Source organism: Aquimarina atlantica (assembly GCF_000626715.1).
GTDB lineage: Bacteria > Bacteroidota > Bacteroidia > Flavobacteriales > Flavobacteriaceae > Aquimarina > Aquimarina atlantica.
Window position 1 is genome coordinate 468,066 of sequence record NZ_AQRA01000002.1, and the last position, 15,938, is coordinate 484,003.

General features: G+C 32.1%; 18 protein-coding genes. 17 read left to right on the forward strand and 1 reads right to left on the reverse strand.

What is annotated here, in order from left to right; genetic code table 11:
• The first annotated feature begins 1 nt into the window (after position 1).
• The 8 genes from ATO12_RS06510 to sufD all read left to right on the forward strand — a co-directional run bounded on the left by ATO12_RS06510 (position 2) and on the right by sufD (position 6,782).
• Positions 2 to 769: an MbnP family protein gene (locus tag ATO12_RS06510; protein ID WP_034240303.1), complete on the forward strand. Its 768-nt coding sequence runs from the start codon at positions 2 to 4 to the stop codon at positions 767 to 769.
• A gap of 6 nt (positions 770 to 775) precedes the next feature.
• On the forward strand, positions 776 to 1,822 hold the full coding sequence (locus tag ATO12_RS06515) for a cytochrome-c peroxidase (RefSeq protein ID WP_034240304.1): 1,047 nt from the start codon (positions 776 to 778) through the stop codon (positions 1,820 to 1,822).
• Positions 1,823 to 1,954: 132 nt separating this feature from the next.
• Positions 1,955 to 2,284 carry a HesB/IscA family protein gene (locus tag ATO12_RS06520; protein WP_025666177.1) on the forward strand — a complete coding sequence of 110 codons (330 nt, stop codon included), beginning with the start codon at positions 1,955 to 1,957 and terminating at the stop codon, positions 2,282 to 2,284.
• A 41-nt stretch (positions 2,285 to 2,325) separates the two neighbouring features.
• Entirely contained in the window at positions 2,326 to 3,771 is a 1,446-nt protein-coding gene (gene sufB / locus ATO12_RS06525) for a Fe-S cluster assembly protein SufB (RefSeq protein ID WP_034240305.1), read from the forward strand.
• Between the two features lie 25 nt (positions 3,772 to 3,796).
• Positions 3,797 to 4,186 (forward strand): hypothetical protein, encoded by a 390-nt coding sequence (locus ATO12_RS06530; RefSeq protein WP_051575653.1) that lies wholly within the window; start codon positions 3,797 to 3,799, stop codon positions 4,184 to 4,186.
• 40 nt (positions 4,187 to 4,226) lie between these two features.
• Positions 4,227 to 4,979 (forward strand): Fe-S cluster assembly ATPase SufC, encoded by a 753-nt coding sequence (gene sufC / locus ATO12_RS06535; RefSeq protein WP_034240306.1) that lies wholly within the window; start codon positions 4,227 to 4,229, stop codon positions 4,977 to 4,979.
• Positions 4,980 to 5,025: 46 nt separating this feature from the next.
• Complete coding sequence (locus ATO12_RS06540; RefSeq protein ID WP_034240307.1) at positions 5,026 to 5,403, forward strand: four helix bundle protein; 378 nt, start codon at positions 5,026 to 5,028, stop codon at positions 5,401 to 5,403.
• Between the two features lie 65 nt (positions 5,404 to 5,468).
• Positions 5,469 to 6,782, forward strand: coding sequence for a Fe-S cluster assembly protein SufD (sufD, locus tag ATO12_RS06545; RefSeq protein WP_034240308.1), 1,314 nt, complete (start codon positions 5,469 to 5,471; stop codon positions 6,780 to 6,782).
• Between the two features lie 71 nt (positions 6,783 to 6,853).
• On the opposite strand, the gene ATO12_RS06550 is transcribed toward sufD, so the two are convergent.
• Entirely contained in the window at positions 6,854 to 8,206 is a 1,353-nt protein-coding gene (locus ATO12_RS06550) for a serine hydrolase domain-containing protein (RefSeq protein WP_034240309.1), read from the reverse strand.
• Between the two features lie 78 nt (positions 8,207 to 8,284).
• Between ATO12_RS06550 and ATO12_RS06555 the strand changes: the two genes are divergently transcribed.
• The 9 genes from ATO12_RS06555 (at position 8,285) to ATO12_RS06595 (ending at position 15,866) form a co-directional block, all read left to right on the forward strand.
• Positions 8,285 to 9,499: an aminotransferase class V-fold PLP-dependent enzyme gene (locus ATO12_RS06555; protein WP_034240310.1), complete on the forward strand. Its 1,215-nt coding sequence runs from the start codon at positions 8,285 to 8,287 to the stop codon at positions 9,497 to 9,499.
• A gap of 77 nt (positions 9,500 to 9,576) precedes the next feature.
• Complete coding sequence (locus tag ATO12_RS24660) at positions 9,577 to 10,287, forward strand: DUF4377 domain-containing protein (RefSeq protein WP_051575654.1); 711 nt, start codon at positions 9,577 to 9,579, stop codon at positions 10,285 to 10,287.
• Between the two features lie 40 nt (positions 10,288 to 10,327).
• Positions 10,328 to 10,750 (forward strand): SufE family protein, encoded by a 423-nt coding sequence (locus ATO12_RS06565; protein ID WP_025666169.1) that lies wholly within the window; start codon positions 10,328 to 10,330, stop codon positions 10,748 to 10,750.
• Positions 10,751 to 10,800: 50 nt separating this feature from the next.
• Positions 10,801 to 11,124 carry an SUF system Fe-S cluster assembly protein gene (locus ATO12_RS06570; protein ID WP_034240311.1) on the forward strand — a complete coding sequence of 108 codons (324 nt, stop codon included), beginning with the start codon at positions 10,801 to 10,803 and terminating at the stop codon, positions 11,122 to 11,124.
• Between the two features lie 52 nt (positions 11,125 to 11,176).
• Positions 11,177 to 11,614, forward strand: a complete 438-nt coding sequence (locus ATO12_RS06575; RefSeq protein ID WP_034240312.1) for a PaaI family thioesterase — start codon at positions 11,177 to 11,179, stop codon at positions 11,612 to 11,614.
• Between the two features lie 333 nt (positions 11,615 to 11,947).
• Positions 11,948 to 13,150, forward strand: coding sequence for a histidine kinase (locus ATO12_RS06580; protein WP_034240313.1), 1,203 nt, complete (start codon positions 11,948 to 11,950; stop codon positions 13,148 to 13,150).
• A 169-nt stretch (positions 13,151 to 13,319) separates the two neighbouring features.
• Positions 13,320 to 14,078: a LytR/AlgR family response regulator transcription factor gene (locus ATO12_RS06585; protein ID WP_034240314.1), complete on the forward strand. Its 759-nt coding sequence runs from the start codon at positions 13,320 to 13,322 to the stop codon at positions 14,076 to 14,078.
• 140 nt (positions 14,079 to 14,218) lie between these two features.
• A complete protein-coding gene (locus ATO12_RS06590; protein ID WP_034240315.1) occupies positions 14,219 to 14,728 on the forward strand; it encodes a DUF2480 family protein in 510 nt (169 codons plus the stop codon).
• Between the two features lie 184 nt (positions 14,729 to 14,912).
• Positions 14,913 to 15,866: a DUF3078 domain-containing protein gene (locus ATO12_RS06595; RefSeq protein WP_034240316.1), complete on the forward strand. Its 954-nt coding sequence runs from the start codon at positions 14,913 to 14,915 to the stop codon at positions 15,864 to 15,866.
• Positions 15,867 to 15,938 lie beyond the last annotated feature (72 nt).

A 15,938-nucleotide genomic window follows, 5' to 3' on the forward strand; every position in this document is an offset into this window, starting at 1 on the left:
AATGAAAAATATCATATACATCCTCATAGCAACATTAGTAATTGTATCCTCCTGTAAAAATGATGATGATGGAGCAACAAATACTTTCGGAAATGTTATTCTTGATTTTAAAAATACAGTCAATAATAATGGTATCGAATTAACTACTGACTCTTATACCAACGCAAGTAATGAAACTTATACCATTTCAGAATTGAAATATATTATAAGCAATATTGTTTTAATTAAAGCTAACGGTCAAGAATTTGTATATCCCGTAGACCGAAGCTATTTCTTAATTAACGAAGAGGTTCTAGAAAGCAAAAAAGTGAGTCTTGCCGATATTAGTGCAGGAGAATATACTAAAATCAAGTTTGGTTTTGGGGTCGACCAATCAAAATATCCACTTAACGGAATGGCAAACTTTATTCCTACAGCGGAAGAAAGCGGAATGTTATGGAGTTGGTCTGCAGGATATAAATTCCTTAAATTTGAAGGAACATATACCGTAAATGGTGGAGCTAATACTGATTTTTTAATTCACGTTGGAAGTCATGGTACCACTCTGGACAATTATAAGGAAATTACAATCGAATTACCCAGCACTTTGACCATTGAAGAATCAAAATCACCAGAAGTAGCAATTAATGTAGACATTGCAAAGATATTTGATGGTACAAATACACATTCATTAGAAGTAAAAAATAGTATTCAGGTAGATGCAGAATTTGCACCAAAAATTGCAGAAAATATAAGTGCTATGTTTACTGCAACTAGTGTATCTAATTAAAATAATATTTTGAAATTAATATCATATATAGCAATTATCCTTATCGGAACTGCATGTAGCTCTGATAAGGATAATTATGTTCCTATCGAAAATAAAAAATTAGAATTTACTATACCCTCAAACTTTCCCGATCCTACCTATAATATAGCGCTTAATCCTCCTACCGAAAAAGGTTTCGAATTAGGAAAAAAGTTGTTTTATGATGGTCGTCTAGCTTCTGATGGTGTAATTTCTTGTGGTTTTTGTCATATTCAGGATTTTGCATTTACCCATCATACACATATTGTAAGCCATGGTGTAGGCGGTGCTTTAGGAACTCGTAACGCACAGCCATTACACAATATGGCGTTTATGAAAGAATTTACATGGGACGGAGCTGCAATGCATTTAGATCTTCAGCCTATTATACCCATCACTGCAGAGGTAGAAATGAATGAAACCTTCAATAGTATTCTTAAAAAACTAGAAGAGCAACCAGAATATGTAAAATTATTTGCAGAAGCATTCGAAGATCAAAAAATAAATTCTGATAATATGCTTAAAGCAATTTCTCAGTTTATGATTATGATGATTTCGGCAAACACCAAATACGATAAGATTGAAAGAAATGAAGGCTCTGTATTTACGGTAGAAGAAGCTGCTGGTTTCGAACTCTTTAAAACGAAATGCGCTTCTTGCCATAAAGGTACATTATTTACAGATCAATCGTATCGTAATAATGGATTACCCATTGACCCTCAATACAATGATATTGGAAGAAAACGTGTTACGGGATTAACCGAGGATATGCAAAAATTTAAAGTTCCCAGTTTAAGAAATATTGAGCTTACTTTTCCGTACATGCATGATGGCCGATTAAAAACCTTAGATGATGTTTTAAATCATTATAGTGATGGTATGGTAGATTCTGAAACTTTGGATCCATTGTTTAAAAATCAAAATGGAACTTTGGGAATCCCAATGACAACCGAAGAAAAACAGCAAATTATCGCTTTTTTAAAAACACTTACCGATGATGATTATGTAAATGATACTCGTTTTTCAGAATTCTAAAATGTTTTTCTATAGACCATTATAACTTTTACCTATTCTAATATATAGCAGATATATGTTAGGTTTTGTGTATAAAATCTACTTATGTAGTATATTTGCATTTCATTTAGAATTAATCTATATTATAAAAGTATGATTAAGGTATCAGACATAGCAAAAAACAAAGTCATCGAGTTGATGAGTGAGGATGGGTATAATGCAGTTACCGACTATGTGCGTGTAGGTGTAAAAAGTGGGGGGTGCTCTGGTTTATCATATGATTTAAAATTTGATAAAGCACAACAGGAAGGAGATAAAGTATTTGAAGATAATGGTGTAAAAATCATTGTAGATAAAAAAAGTTTTCTCTATTTAATCGGTACAACTCTAGAATATTCTGGCGGTTTAAACGGTACCGGTTTTGTGTTTAATAATCCAAATGCCAGTAGAACATGTGGCTGTGGAGAAAGTTTTTCCCTTTAATCTATAAAAAAAAGTCCTGAATTAATTCTGGGATAAAGAAAATGGCATATACCGAAGACGACTTAAAAAAAGAACTAGAAACCAAAGAATACGAGTATGGATTCTATACAGATATAGAATCTGATACTTTCCCTGTTGGTCTTAATGAAGATATAGTTCGTGCGATTTCTAAGAAAAAAGAAGAACCCGAATGGATGACAGAATGGAGGCTTGAAGCTTTTCGAGTATGGGAACAAATGGAAGAACCCGAATGGGCAAATGTTACTTATGAGAAGCCTGATTTTCAGAACATATCTTACTATTCTGCACCAAACAAAAAACCTAAATATAATAGTATTGATGAGGTAGATCCAGAATTACTCGATACTTTTAAAAGACTTGGAATCTCTTTAGAGGAACAAAAGAAATTAGCAGGAGTAGCTGTAGATATTGTAATGGATTCTGTATCGGTAGCGACAACGTTTAAAGAAACCCTTGCAGAAAAAGGAATTATATTTTGCTCTATTTCTGAAGCTATTCAAGAACATCCAGAGTTAGTTAAAAAATATATCGGATCTGTAGTTCCGCAAAAAGATAATTTTTATGCTGCCTTAAACTCTGCTGTTTTTAGTGATGGTTCGTTCTGTTATATTCCTAAAGGTGTTCGTTGTCCAATGGAACTATCTACCTATTTTAGAATCAATCAGGCAGGTACAGGACAATTCGAGCGTACTTTAGTGGTGGCAGACCAAGGGAGTTATGTAAGTTATCTGGAAGGATGTACTGCTCCTTCTCGTGATGAAAATCAGCTGCATGCTGCTGTTGTTGAATTAATAGCATTAGATGATGCAGAAATAAAATATTCTACAGTACAAAATTGGTATCCTGGTAATGCTGAAGGAAAAGGAGGAGTTTATAATTTTGTGACCAAAAGAGGGCTCTGTGAAAAAAATGCTAAAATTTCCTGGACACAAGTAGAAACAGGATCAGCAATTACCTGGAAATACCCTTCTTGTATCCTAAAAGGGGATAATTCTGTAGGAGAATTTTATTCTATTGCGGTAACCAATAATTTTCAGCAAGCAGATACTGGTACAAAAATGATACACTTGGGCAAAAACACCAAAAGTACTATCATTTCTAAGGGTATTTCTGCAGGAAAATCCCAAAATAGTTATCGAGGATTAGTGCAAATAAGTAGTAGAGCGACCAATGCGCGTAATTTTTCGCAATGTGATTCATTATTGATGGGCAATGAATGTGGCGCACATACGTTTCCTTATATAGAAACTAAAAACAAAACCGCTCAAATAGAACATGAAGCAACTACAAGCAAAATAGGAGAAGATCAAATTTTTTATTGTAACCAACGAGGAATCGATACAGAAAAAGCAATCGCCTTAATCGTAAATGGTTTTAGTAAAGAAGTATTGAATAAGCTACCTATGGAGTTTGCAGTAGAAGCTCAAAAACTTCTGGAGATTTCTTTAGAAGGTTCTGTAGGCTAATTGTAAAACCATCAAATCTACATTAATGAAAAAAACATGTATTTTAATTGCACTAAGTCTTATTCTTTTTTCCTGCAAATCCGAAAGTAAAAATGAAGAACCTAATTTAATTCGTGGCGAATTTATCCTTATAGATGATGCAGCAGTCTTAAAAGGTAACGATTTTATATATGGTGTGATAATTAATGATGTCACTCTCGAACTCGCCAAAAAAGTAGAACCTCTGCAAAGAGAAGAATACGATATGGTTCCTGTAGTAGTAAAAGGAATTATAAAACCCAATCCAGAACAGGGATGGGAAGAAATAGTAGAAATAAAAGAAATTATCGGAGTAAGTGCGCCAACTTCAGAGTTGCCCACTAAGATTAAATCTTCAGAAGAAGATAAAAACTCTGGTCCAGAAAAAGAAAAATAAATAAATTATATCTCATTAGGAGATCAAAGTTTTGTACAACATGTTAGAGATAAAGGATTTACACGCAAGTGTCGAAGGGAAAGAAATTTTAAAAGGTCTTAACCTAAATGTAAAAGCAGGAGAAATACACGCAATTATGGGTCCTAACGGTGCTGGAAAAAGTACATTAGCCAGTATCGTTGCAGGTAAAGAAGAATATGAAGTTACCAAAGGAGGAATTCTTTTGGAAGGAGAAGATATTGAAGACCTTGCAGCAGAAGAACGAGCTCATAAAGGGGTTTTTCTATCGTTTCAGTATCCAGTAGAAATTCCTGGTGTAACGGTAACTAATTTTATGAAGACCGCCATAAATGAAACAAGAAAAGCACAAGGTCTTGAAGAAATGCCTGCTAAAGACATGCTTAAAAAAATTCGCGAAAAATCCGAATTATTAGAGATTGATCGCAAATTCCTATCTCGCTCTCTTAATGAAGGATTCTCGGGTGGCGAGAAAAAACGTAATGAAATCTTTCAGATGGCAATGATGGAGCCCAAATTGGCAATCCTTGACGAAACAGATTCTGGACTTGATATAGATGCTCTGCGTATTGTAGCTAATGGAGTGAATAAACTAAAAAGTGAAGACAATGCTATTGTAGTAATTACTCACTATCAGCGTTTACTAGACTATATTGTTCCAGATTTTGTACATGTATTATATGACGGTAAAATCGTGAAGTCCGGTACAAAAGATTTAGCTTTAGAACTTGAAGAAAAAGGATACGATTGGATTAAAGAAGAAATAAATGCTTAATTCTTAGTTTTTGGTTTGTTGTTTAAAGTTTCAAATTCGCTAAAATATGGCAACTATAAAAAGATTTGAAGATTTAGAGATTTGGCAAGAAGCTCGAAGATTATGTAAAGAAATTATTCTTTTATCAAAAGCAACCGGTTTAGAAAATGATTATAAACTAAAAGATCATATTAAAGGTTCTTCTGGTTCAGTAATGGATAACATTGCTGAAGGTTTTGAACGAGGTGGAAACATAGAATTTAGACAATCTCTCTCTATAGCCAAAGCCTCTTCAGGAGAAACAAGATCTCAATTATATAGAATTTTCGATTCAGGATATATTGAAGAAAAAACATTAAAGATATTAGTTAATGACTATGAAACCTTAAGTAGAAGAATTTCTGGTTTTATTAGTTATTTAAATAAAAAGAGTCTAGAGGTGTAAAGAATAAAGAATCCCAACCTTAAAACTCGAAACAGTTTCGCAAGAAACAAAACTTGAAACTAAATATGGAATTGAAAGATAAATTGGTATCTTCTTTTTTGGCCTTTGAAAATACGGTAGATGTTGACACAGCTGTTCACGATATCAGAAGTCAAGCTATTAAAACTTTTGAAGAAAAAGGATTTCCTACCAAAAAAGAAGAAGCGTGGAAATATACCTCTCTAAATGCTGTATTAAAACATGATTACAGTATTTTTCCAAAAGAAGAGAATGCTTTAGATTTTAAGGATATAAAAAAATACTTCCTTCATGATTTAGATACATATAAAATTGTATTTATTGATGGTAAGTATTCGTCTCATTTATCTGAAACGACTCATGATAAAATCGATGTATGTTTAATGTCATCAGCATTAACGCATGAAAAATATCGACCAATCATCGAAAACTATTTTAACAAAGTAGCTCGTAAAGATGGGCTTACTTCTTTAAATACGGCTTTTTCTAGAGAAGGGGCTTATATCTACATCCCAAAAAATAAGCTTGCCGATAAACCTATACAAATTATACACTTTTCTACAGGAAATGAAGCTGCGCAAATGTTACAACCTCGTAACTTGATTATTGTTGGAGAAAATTCTCATGTGCAAATCATTGAGCGCCATCAGAGTTTAACAGATAACCCTGTTCTTACAAATTCTGTAACCGAAATTTTTGCAGATAAACGAGCATTTGTTGATTACTATAAAATCCAGAATGATAATCAAAATGCTTCATTGATTGACAATACATATATCGAACAGCATGCACAAAGCGTAGCATCTGTTCATACTTTTGCCTTTGGTGGAAATATCACCAGAAATAACCTTAATTTTTATCAAAAAGGAGAAGGGATTGACTCTATTCTTAATGGCATAACCATTATTGAAGGAAAACAGCATGTAGATCATAATACCCTGGTACATCATACAGAACCAAATTGTGAAAGCCATCAGGATTATAAAGGAATTTTTGGAGAAAAAGCCACAGGGGTTTTTAATGGTAAAATCGTTGTAAATAAAGAAGCACAAAAAACAAATGCTTTTCAGTCTAATAACAATATCTTGTTAAGTGATAAGGCAACTATCAATTCTAAACCACAGTTAGAGATTTTTGCAGATGACGTAAAATGTTCACATGGTTGTACTATAGGGCAATTAGATGATAATGCATTATTCTATATGAAATCCAGAGGTATAGGAGAAAAAGAAGCTAGAGCCTTATTGATGTATGCATTTGCAAACAATGTATTGTCTAGTGTAAAAATACCTCAGTTAAAAAGTAGAATTAATAAACTAATTGCTACTAAGCTTGGTGTAAACATTGGTTTTGATTTGTAAAACAATTGTTTCAACAACAAATAAAAACACCAAAGCCAAATCGTAGAAGATTTGGCTTTGGTGTTTTTATTTCATTCTATCGAGTCAACCATATCCTTTAAAAACGTATTAAAATCTACTCCTGCATCTCCAATGAGTCCAAACCGTACAATAACCAAATCTTTAGAAGGAATAATAAACACTCGTTGTCCCTGAAATCCATTTGCAGAAAACATATCCCTAGGAGCATCTGGATAAAACCCTCCTGCATTTAACCAAAAATGTCCTCCATAATCTCCTTCTGATGTAGGACTTGGTGTAGTCACATAATCCACCCAAGAAGATTCAAAAATCTGCTCTCCGTTCCAATTCCCTTTATGTAGATATAACAATCCAAATTTACCCCAATCCCTTACTGTTGCCCAGGCATAAGAAGAACCTACATAATTACCAGTCATATCTGTTTCTATAAGCATAGAATTCATTCCTATTTTATCAATAAACTCTCGATATGGGTAATCAAGATATTCCTGGTAGTTTTTAAACTGTTTTCTCAAAATCCCAGATAGCAAATTAGACACACCAGAAGAATAGTACCAGTATTCATTGGGTTTATAAATCGCTTTTTTATGAATTTGGGGAATTGTCATATCTCTATCTACATATAACATCTTTGTAACATCAGAAATAGAGCCATAATCCTCATCCCATTCTAACCCACAATTCATTTGTAAGAGATTATTAATTGTTATCTCTTTTCTTGCATCATTTTGCCATTCAGATACCGGGGCTTTATCATGTATGTTAATAGCTCCTTGTTTTTGTAACACTCCGTAAACCGTACTAAGAACACTTTTGGTCATAGACCATCCTAATAGTTTAGAATCTTTATCCAATCCATCTATATATTTCTCGGCAATAATCTGATCTTTATAAAGTACAAGAACAGCTCTTGTTTTCTTTATATACTCTCCATTAGAATCAAAAATTGAAGCAACGGTTTTATTTACCTTATCATAATCAACTGTAGTAAAAACTGTATCTTTTTGTTCCAATTCTCCATATGGATATGGCAGTCTTGTTTCTGTTTTAGTCCTATGTGGTATTAAAACGGGTGTGTTTTCATCAAAATCATCATCAATGAGAACACTACCTAAGCCTTCTCTATAAATCGCTTTTCTCTCTTTTAGTCCAAAAACAGAGGCAACAGATGTTTTGTTTTTTAAATTTACCTCATCATCTGCCAGATCAACCGGAGCAAAATTATTGTCGTTTAAATCTGTAAACTCTAAAGTTCTGTTTGCAATAAAAACCGACGAATTCATATGCTTGGCAGAATATCCCGTTAGAATTGTAAGTTTTGGGTAGTTGAGTACAAATGCAATACAAATTCCTGCAAACAGAATAAGAAATGTAATTCCAATAATTTTTTTAAATCGTTTCATTATAAAAAGGGTTAAATCATTCTAAAAATAAACAATCCTAATTAGAAATACTTACTACTTTTGTAGAAAGAAATTAATATGTTAGATGTACAGAAAATACGAAACGATTTCCCAATACTCACCAGAGAAGTAAACGGAAAACCTTTGGTATATTTTGATAATGCGGCCACATCTCAAACACCGCAGGTAGTTATAGATGCTATTGTAGATTATTATAGTAGTTACAATGCGAATATTCATCGTGGTGTTCATACCTTATCACAAGAGGCCACAGACGCATACGAAATCGCTCGTAAGAAAATACAGGAGCATTTTGGTGCAAAACGTGCTCATGAGATCATTTTAACTTCGGGAACAACGCATAGTATTAATATTATTGCTACCGGCTTTACCTCTCTTCTTTCTAAAGGTGATGAAATTATCGTTTCTGCCTTAGAACATCATTCTAATATTGTACCGTGGCAAATGTTATGTGAACGTACTGGTGCTATTCTTAAGGTCATCCCAATGAACGAGGATGGCGAATTAGTAATGCATGTATATGATCAATTACTTTCTAACAGAACTAAACTCGTTTTTACAAACCATATCTCTAACGCATTAGGAACTATAAATCCTATTGAAGAAATTATTGAAAAAGCACATCGTGTGGGTGCAGCTGTGTTGATCGATGGTGCACAAGCGTGCCCTCATGTTAAACCAGATGTTGAGGCTTTGGATGTAGATTTTTATGTTGCCTCTGCACACAAACTCTGCGGACCCACAGGAGTAGGTATGCTCTACGGAAAAGAAGATTGGTTAAACAAACTACCTCCTTATCAAGGTGGTGGTGAAATGATCGAACAAGTCACTTTTGAAAAAACCACCTATGCCGGATTACCACATAAGTTCGAAGCCGGAACTCCTAATATCTGTGGTGGTATCGCTTTTGGAGTAGCACTTGATTATATGAATAGTATCGGTTTTGATAATATTGCAGCATATGAGAACGAACTTCTTGAATACGGGACACAAAAATTATTAGAAATAGAAGGATTAAAAATTTATGGTACCTCTAAAAACAAAACTTCTGTTATCTCTTTTAATTTAGATAATATCCACCCCTATGATGTAGGAACTATTGTAGATAAACTTGGCATTGCAGTCCGTACAGGACACCATTGTGCGCAACCTATTATGGATTTTTATAACATACCAGGAACAGTTCGTGCTTCTTTTTCATTTTATAATACTAAAGAAGAAATTGATGCTTTGGTCGAAGCCGTTAAAAAGGCTAAGATGATGCTCTCATAAATTATTTTTTATAACATTTGGTTTTGTACAGCGTTATTTAATGATCATACCACCTGTTAAATAAAAACAAGCAATCTATGAATAAGTTTTTTTTCTTACTGGGTATCGCTATTTTGTTTTCTTCATGTCAGGAAACCAAACGAGTATTTATAGCAAATACTCTGGTAGATTGTGTTGGTGTGGGTCCTCAAAAATGCATGTTATATAAAGAAAACTCAAACGATGAGTGGACTTATTTTTATGATACAATCGAGGGTTTTGAGTATGAAGAAGGATATGACTATGAAATTGAAATTGCCGTTACCAAAATAGAAAATCCTCCGGCTGATGGTTCTTCATTACATTATAGTTTAGTCAAAATAATATCAAAAGAAAAAAATCAATCTGTAGCTCAAAACATTTCTCTAAGGCATAAAAAACCCCAGAGTAATATAGTCAATATCGAATATCAGGCACTCTCCAGGGGCTCTTTTTTTCAAATCAAAATCAATAAAGATCGTATTGAAAAGACTACCGATAGAAACTTAGAGAATAGTGTTTCGAAAAAATGCTCAAAAAAAGATTGGGCCACTATTACTTCACTCCTCGAAACTATAGATATTGATAAAATAAGTGAATTAAAAGCACCTACAGAAAAAAGGCTCTTTGATGGCGCTCCACATGCACAGCTAAAAATCGTTTCTTCTACCAAAACATTTGTTTCGAACGGTTTTGATCATGGATATCCTCCTCAAGAAATACAAGAATTAGTTAATACTATGCTATCATTGACAGAAAGTATTGAATAGCAATTATTCTTGTTGTATTTTTGTTGAAAATTTGTACGTAATGACAATACAAGAAATTCAGGAAGAAATTGTTGACGAATTTAGCATGTTTGATGATTGGATGCAACGATATGAATATATGATTGAGTTAGGAAAATCGCTACCTCTTATTGAAGAAAAATATAAAACAGACGACAATATCATAAAAGGATGCCAGAGTAAAGTGTGGGTACATGCCGAAATGAAAAATGACAAAGTTGAATTTACTGCAGATAGCGATGCCATTATTACCAAAGGTATTATTGCAATATTGATACGTGTTTTTTCTGGGCAACACCCTTCGGCTATTATTGAGGCTGATACCGATTTTATCGATGAAATTGGCTTAAAAGAGCATTTATCCCCAACACGTGCTAATGGTTTGGTAAGTATGATTAAACAGTTAAAAATGTATGCTATCGCTTATCAAACACAATTGAATTAAATCAATTTTTGTCGTACAATGCTTGTAAAAGCAATATTAAAACTAGAAAAATGAGTGAAACTATAGATACAAATGATTTAGGAGAAAAGATTGTAAGAGTACTAAAAACTATTTATGATCCCGAAATTCCGGTTGATATATATGAGCTAGGATTAATCTATGACGTCTTTGTTAATGAGGATTATGATGTAAAAATCCTAATGACACTTACTTCGCCCAACTGTCCGGTCGCAGAGTCTCTTCCTGAAGAGATTCGAGAAAAAGTAAAATCTCTTGATGCAGTAAATGATGTAGAAATGGAGCTTACTTTTGATCCACCATGGTCACAAGATTTAATGAGTGAAGAAGCAAAATTAGAATTGGGCATGCTGTAACTGATACTATAATGATTTTGAAATAACTTTCTTAACTAAATAAATAAGGAAAATGAATCCTGATCATTACAGCAAATTAGAAAGAATGTATCTGCAGGCAAATATTAATACTGCACTCTATGATACTACTACCGTTAAAATTTCTGAAGGGTTAGCCCAAATCGAACTTAAAATTTCGGAAAAGTACTTTCATGCATTAGGGGCAATACATGGTTCTGTTTATTTTAAATTGCTTGATGATGCTGCTTTTTTTGCAGTAAACTCTATCATAAAAGATGTTTTTGTCCTTACTACTTCATTCAATATTAACCTAATACGACCAGTCGATAAAGGAATAATTACAGCCATTGGAAAAATAAAATTTAAATCCAAAAACCTGTTTGTTGCAGAATCAACATTATACAATGAAAACGGTAAAGAAGTTGCATTTGGAACTGGAAATTTTGCAAAAAGCAAAATAGAGCTTTCAGAAAAAATAGGGTATAAATAGTTTTTATAAAAAGAAATAAGACTTCACTTATATATTTATATCGCTGTGATGTATACTCTTTATCTACATTTATTCACAGGTATTTTACTGTTTTTTGAAATTTTCTAATATCAAAAAGGATTCTATGCATTGTAATTGCCGACAATTCACCCATTGATCAATTACTACTTACCATCTATCAATTAAAAAAAAGAATATCATCAAAGACATTTTATGTTTGTGCTTAAAAAAGCAAAAAGCAGACAAAATCTAATTGATTACGTTATGCTGGTTTTTTATCACACGATCTTTTAACTCTTATGATATATGAACCAATGTTAAAGTGAATAGATTATGATCAATCTAAAAAAACATCTTAGTTTAAACCAGGATCAGTTTGAAGATATTTTAGTGTATTTTTCAAAATCACTTTTGGGTAAAAAAGATGAAGAAGCAATTCTTTGGGATCTAGCTAAAAACTGTATTTCTAAGTTAGGTTTTATAGATTGTGTGATCTACCTGATAGATCAGAAAAGTAAATCATTAATTCAAAAAGCAGCTTATGGTCCTAAAAATCCTAAGGATTATTTGGTATACAATCCCGTAGAAATCAAATTAGGAGAAGGTATTACAGGAAGTGTTGCAATTTCTGGGAAAGCCGAAATTATTCATGACACTTCAAAAGACCCCAGGTATCTTGTTGATGATGAAATACGTTTATCAGAAATAGCAGTACCTATTGCAACTGATAATGTCATTTATGGAGTTATTGATTGTGAGCACCCTGATAAAGGTTTTTTTACCAATCAACATCTAAAAATGTTGTCTGCTATCGCTTCAATATGTGCAATAAAAATTAAAAGCGTTAGAGATACTAATGCTCTATTAGAAGAGCAGCAAAACTTGCTACAACTTAAAGAGGAAATGCTTGATTTAAAATTAAGGGTTTTTAAATCCCAAATGAATCCCCATTTTGTATTTAACGCCCTTAATGCTATTCAATATTTTATCGTTTCAGAAAACAAAAAAATAGCTTTACGGTATTTATCCGTTTTTAGTAAACTTATACGATTTTATTTAGTTCATTTAGAAAAAGAAACCGTTGATTTAACCGAAGAAATTACTATGCTTAATTGGTATTTAAAACTTCAAAAACTACGCTATAATAATACATTTGATTATAGTATTTCGTTTAACCAAAAGCCTTCTAAGCATTTAAAAGCAAAAATTCCTTCATTCGTTTTACAAACTTTATTTGAAAACTTAATAGAGCATGCAGTCCATAATCAGCATAAAAATCAGACTATAAATATAATTTTTGAGATAAACCCGCACAACATTATTGTAAACATAGATTATAACTATATTTCTGAAAGTATTGACAAAATCAGATATACACCAGAATATAGAAAACAAATTGTACAATGCCTGGATCTTATTAGGTCTGTAAACAGGATTAAAAAGTATAAGATTAAGAAAAAAGTAACCCCTATTCTTAATACTAAGAAGAACATTTTTGGTAATAAAATTACTTTAACTTTACCAAACATCGAATAGGCTCTGCAAATCAATATATTTTTAATCAGGTTATTGGTCAGAAAAATTTAAATTTCATTTTTCAAAAAAGAAAAATATCTAATTTGCGAAGTGATAAATAATGGTTAGGAAGAAAAGCTTCAAATTCTAGAAATATCATGATACCTATTCTTTAAAATATATTCATAACATGAATTTAAAAGCAGTAATTGTAGAAGATGAAAAACATAGTCGAGAGAATTTAAAACAATTTTTAGAAGAGTTCTGTACCGATATAACGGTGACAGGTATGGCTACTTCTGTATCTGAAGCTGTCACAATCCTTTCATCGACCAAACCAGATGTTGTTTTTTTAGACATAGAATTACAAACCGGAACCGGTTTTGATGTCCTTAACCAATTGGCAAATTTTAATTTTGAAGTCGTTTTTACCACAGCTTTTGATCAATATGCTATTAAAGCAATAAAATTTAGCTCTCTTGATTATTTATTAAAACCTATTGATCTTGAAGAATTACAGAATGCAGTTGAAAAAGTACGGAAGAAAAAAAACCAGGAAATCTATAGAAAACAACTGGAAACTCTAATGCTAAATCTCAAACAACAAAAACCAAAGCTTAATAAAATATGTTTAGCCACCGCTGAAGGTTTTGAGTTTGTAAATATTGAGGATATCATATTTTGTAAAGCTAATGGTTCTTATACCTCGTTTATTATGAAAAATAAATCAGAATTATTGGTTAGCAAGCACTTAAAAGAATATGAAAATCTATTACTTGAGCAAGATTTCATGCGTGTACACAATAGCTATTTAGTAAATTTAAAAGAGGTCAGAAAATTTGTGAAATCAGATGGTGGCTATATTATAATGAATAATGAAATCTCTGTGAGTATTTCTCGCTCAAAAAAGGAGGATTTTCTTAAGGTAATGTCTACTTTTACAAAGTAATAATTTCTTGTTTATTTTTTGATACTATTAATCTAGTATTATAAAGTGGTATCTTAATGACTTTTAGACTTATATACTGTTTAAAATATTCATAAAACCATAGGTTCAAAATGTAAACAAGTAATAAAAATGACTATGTAATGGCCGATGAAATTATAAATAGAGTTGCAAATAATAAAAATCTCATCACTTTTGATTTAGAAGAGTATTATCCTAAAGGTAACCGTATTCTTTTTGATATTAAAGACTGGCTTTTTGAAGGGTTAATTTTACGTGAAAAAGAGTTTAGAAAACATATTTTAGATCATGACTGGAGTCAATATCGAGACAGTTATGTTGCCTTAACTTGTTCTACAGATGCTATTATTCCCGGATGGGCATATCTTTTATTAACAAGTGCATTACAACCTTTTGCAAAAAAGGTGGCAGTCGGATCTTTAGAGGCCTTAGAAACTATACTCTATGCAGAAATTATAAATACTATTGATGTTTCAGAATATCATAACAAGTTTATTATTATAAAAGGATGTACAAACAAACCTGTTCCTAATGGGGCTTATATCGATTTGATTCAAAAATTACAACCTGTAGCCAAGAGCATTATGTATGGAGAGGCATGTTCTTCTGTTCCTCTATACAAAAGGAAATAAACCCTTTTATCTGTTAATGTTGTTGTTTGTCGAAAAATAATGCCCTACTAACATACTTTTAAAGCAAAAAACGTTTCTTAAAATATATTTGCCAACATAAAAATTTACACGGGTTATTTGTACTAAGTAATAAATTATTGAACCCTTAAAATAACCTGATTAAATTCCTTAAAACTATCATCAAATGAAAAAAACATTGCTTACTGTAGTTCTATTAATTAGTTCTACAATTCTATTTGCACAAGAAGAAACAAAAAAAGACGAAGCTCCTAAAGAAGGATGGACCAAAGGAGGAAACATTAGCCTTCTAATAAATCAATCTGCTTTTAATGCAGAATGGCTTGGAGGAGGAACATCTAATATTGCAGGAAATCTCTCTGTATCCTATGATTTTAATTACCGCAAAGGAAAACTTACTTGGGACAATAAAATTCTTGCAGATTACGGGCTTACCAAGCTTAAAGATCAAGAGTTTATACGCAAAACCAATGATCGCTTAGAGTTAAATTCATTATTAGGTAGACAAATCAAAGAATCATTATGGTATTATTCTTTTTTCTTAAATTTTAGAACACAGTTTGATAAAGGATTTGAATATGGAGAAGAACCTATTCTAGATACAACAACCGGAAATGTTATTGGCACAAGAGAAATCAGAACAGAAACTACTCGTGTTTTTTCTCCAGCATATTTACAATTAGGTCCAGGCTTACTATGGAAAAAAAGTGACAATCTCAAAGTTAATATAGCACCTGCCACAGCACGATTTATTTTTGTACATGATATGTTTACAGATGTAGGTAATGATCAGGCAGCAATAGACGCTTTTAATGATGCCGGAGGGTACTTTGGGGTAGATGCAAATGATACATTTCGTTTTGAATTTGGTGCAGCACTTAATGGGTATGCCAAATTTGACATTATGAAAAATGTATCTATGGAAAACATTTTAAATCTGTATTCTAACTACTTAGAAGATCCACAAAATGTAGATATCGATTATACTGCAAATATCGTGATGACCATTAACAAATATTTATCTACTAATCTAACCTTTCAGGCGATCTATGATGATAATGCTGTTGGTGCTTTTCAGATTAGAGAAGTATTTGGTCTGGGCATAAATTATGGGTTTTAGAAACAAAAAAATATAATTCCTAAAAAAAGCATCTTTTATACGATAAAAGATGCTTTTTTCTTTACTGAACTT

Coding starts and splice junctions, on each gene's coding strand:
- ATO12_RS06570 (WP_034240311.1), top strand. CDS start 10,801: ATGAGTGAAACTATAGATACAAATGATTTAGGAGAAAAGATTGTAAGA.
- sufB (WP_034240305.1), top strand. CDS start 2,326: ATGGCATATACCGAAGACGACTTAAAAAAAGAACTAGAAACCAAAGAA.
- ATO12_RS06530 (WP_051575653.1), top strand. CDS start 3,797: ATGAAAAAAACATGTATTTTAATTGCACTAAGTCTTATTCTTTTTTCC.
- ATO12_RS06580 (WP_034240313.1), top strand. CDS start 11,948: ATGATCAATCTAAAAAAACATCTTAGTTTAAACCAGGATCAGTTTGAA.
- ATO12_RS24660 (WP_051575654.1), top strand. CDS start 9,577: ATGAATAAGTTTTTTTTCTTACTGGGTATCGCTATTTTGTTTTCTTCA.
- ATO12_RS06555 (WP_034240310.1), top strand. CDS start 8,285: ATGTTAGATGTACAGAAAATACGAAACGATTTCCCAATACTCACCAGA.
- ATO12_RS06520 (WP_025666177.1), top strand. CDS start 1,955: ATGATTAAGGTATCAGACATAGCAAAAAACAAAGTCATCGAGTTGATG.
- ATO12_RS06510 (WP_034240303.1), top strand. CDS start 2: ATGAAAAATATCATATACATCCTCATAGCAACATTAGTAATTGTATCC.
- ATO12_RS06550 (WP_034240309.1), bottom strand. CDS start 8,206: ATGAAACGATTTAAAAAAATTATTGGAATTACATTTCTTATTCTGTTT.
- ATO12_RS06565 (WP_025666169.1), top strand. CDS start 10,328: ATGACAATACAAGAAATTCAGGAAGAAATTGTTGACGAATTTAGCATG.
- sufC (WP_034240306.1), top strand. CDS start 4,227: ATGTTAGAGATAAAGGATTTACACGCAAGTGTCGAAGGGAAAGAAATT.
- ATO12_RS06575 (WP_034240312.1), top strand. CDS start 11,177: ATGAATCCTGATCATTACAGCAAATTAGAAAGAATGTATCTGCAGGCA.
- ATO12_RS06540 (WP_034240307.1), top strand. CDS start 5,026: ATGGCAACTATAAAAAGATTTGAAGATTTAGAGATTTGGCAAGAAGCT.
- ATO12_RS06585 (WP_034240314.1), top strand. CDS start 13,320: ATGAATTTAAAAGCAGTAATTGTAGAAGATGAAAAACATAGTCGAGAG.
- ATO12_RS06590 (WP_034240315.1), top strand. CDS start 14,219: ATGGCCGATGAAATTATAAATAGAGTTGCAAATAATAAAAATCTCATC.
- ATO12_RS06595 (WP_034240316.1), top strand. CDS start 14,913: ATGAAAAAAACATTGCTTACTGTAGTTCTATTAATTAGTTCTACAATT.
- sufD (WP_034240308.1), top strand. CDS start 5,469: ATGGAATTGAAAGATAAATTGGTATCTTCTTTTTTGGCCTTTGAAAAT.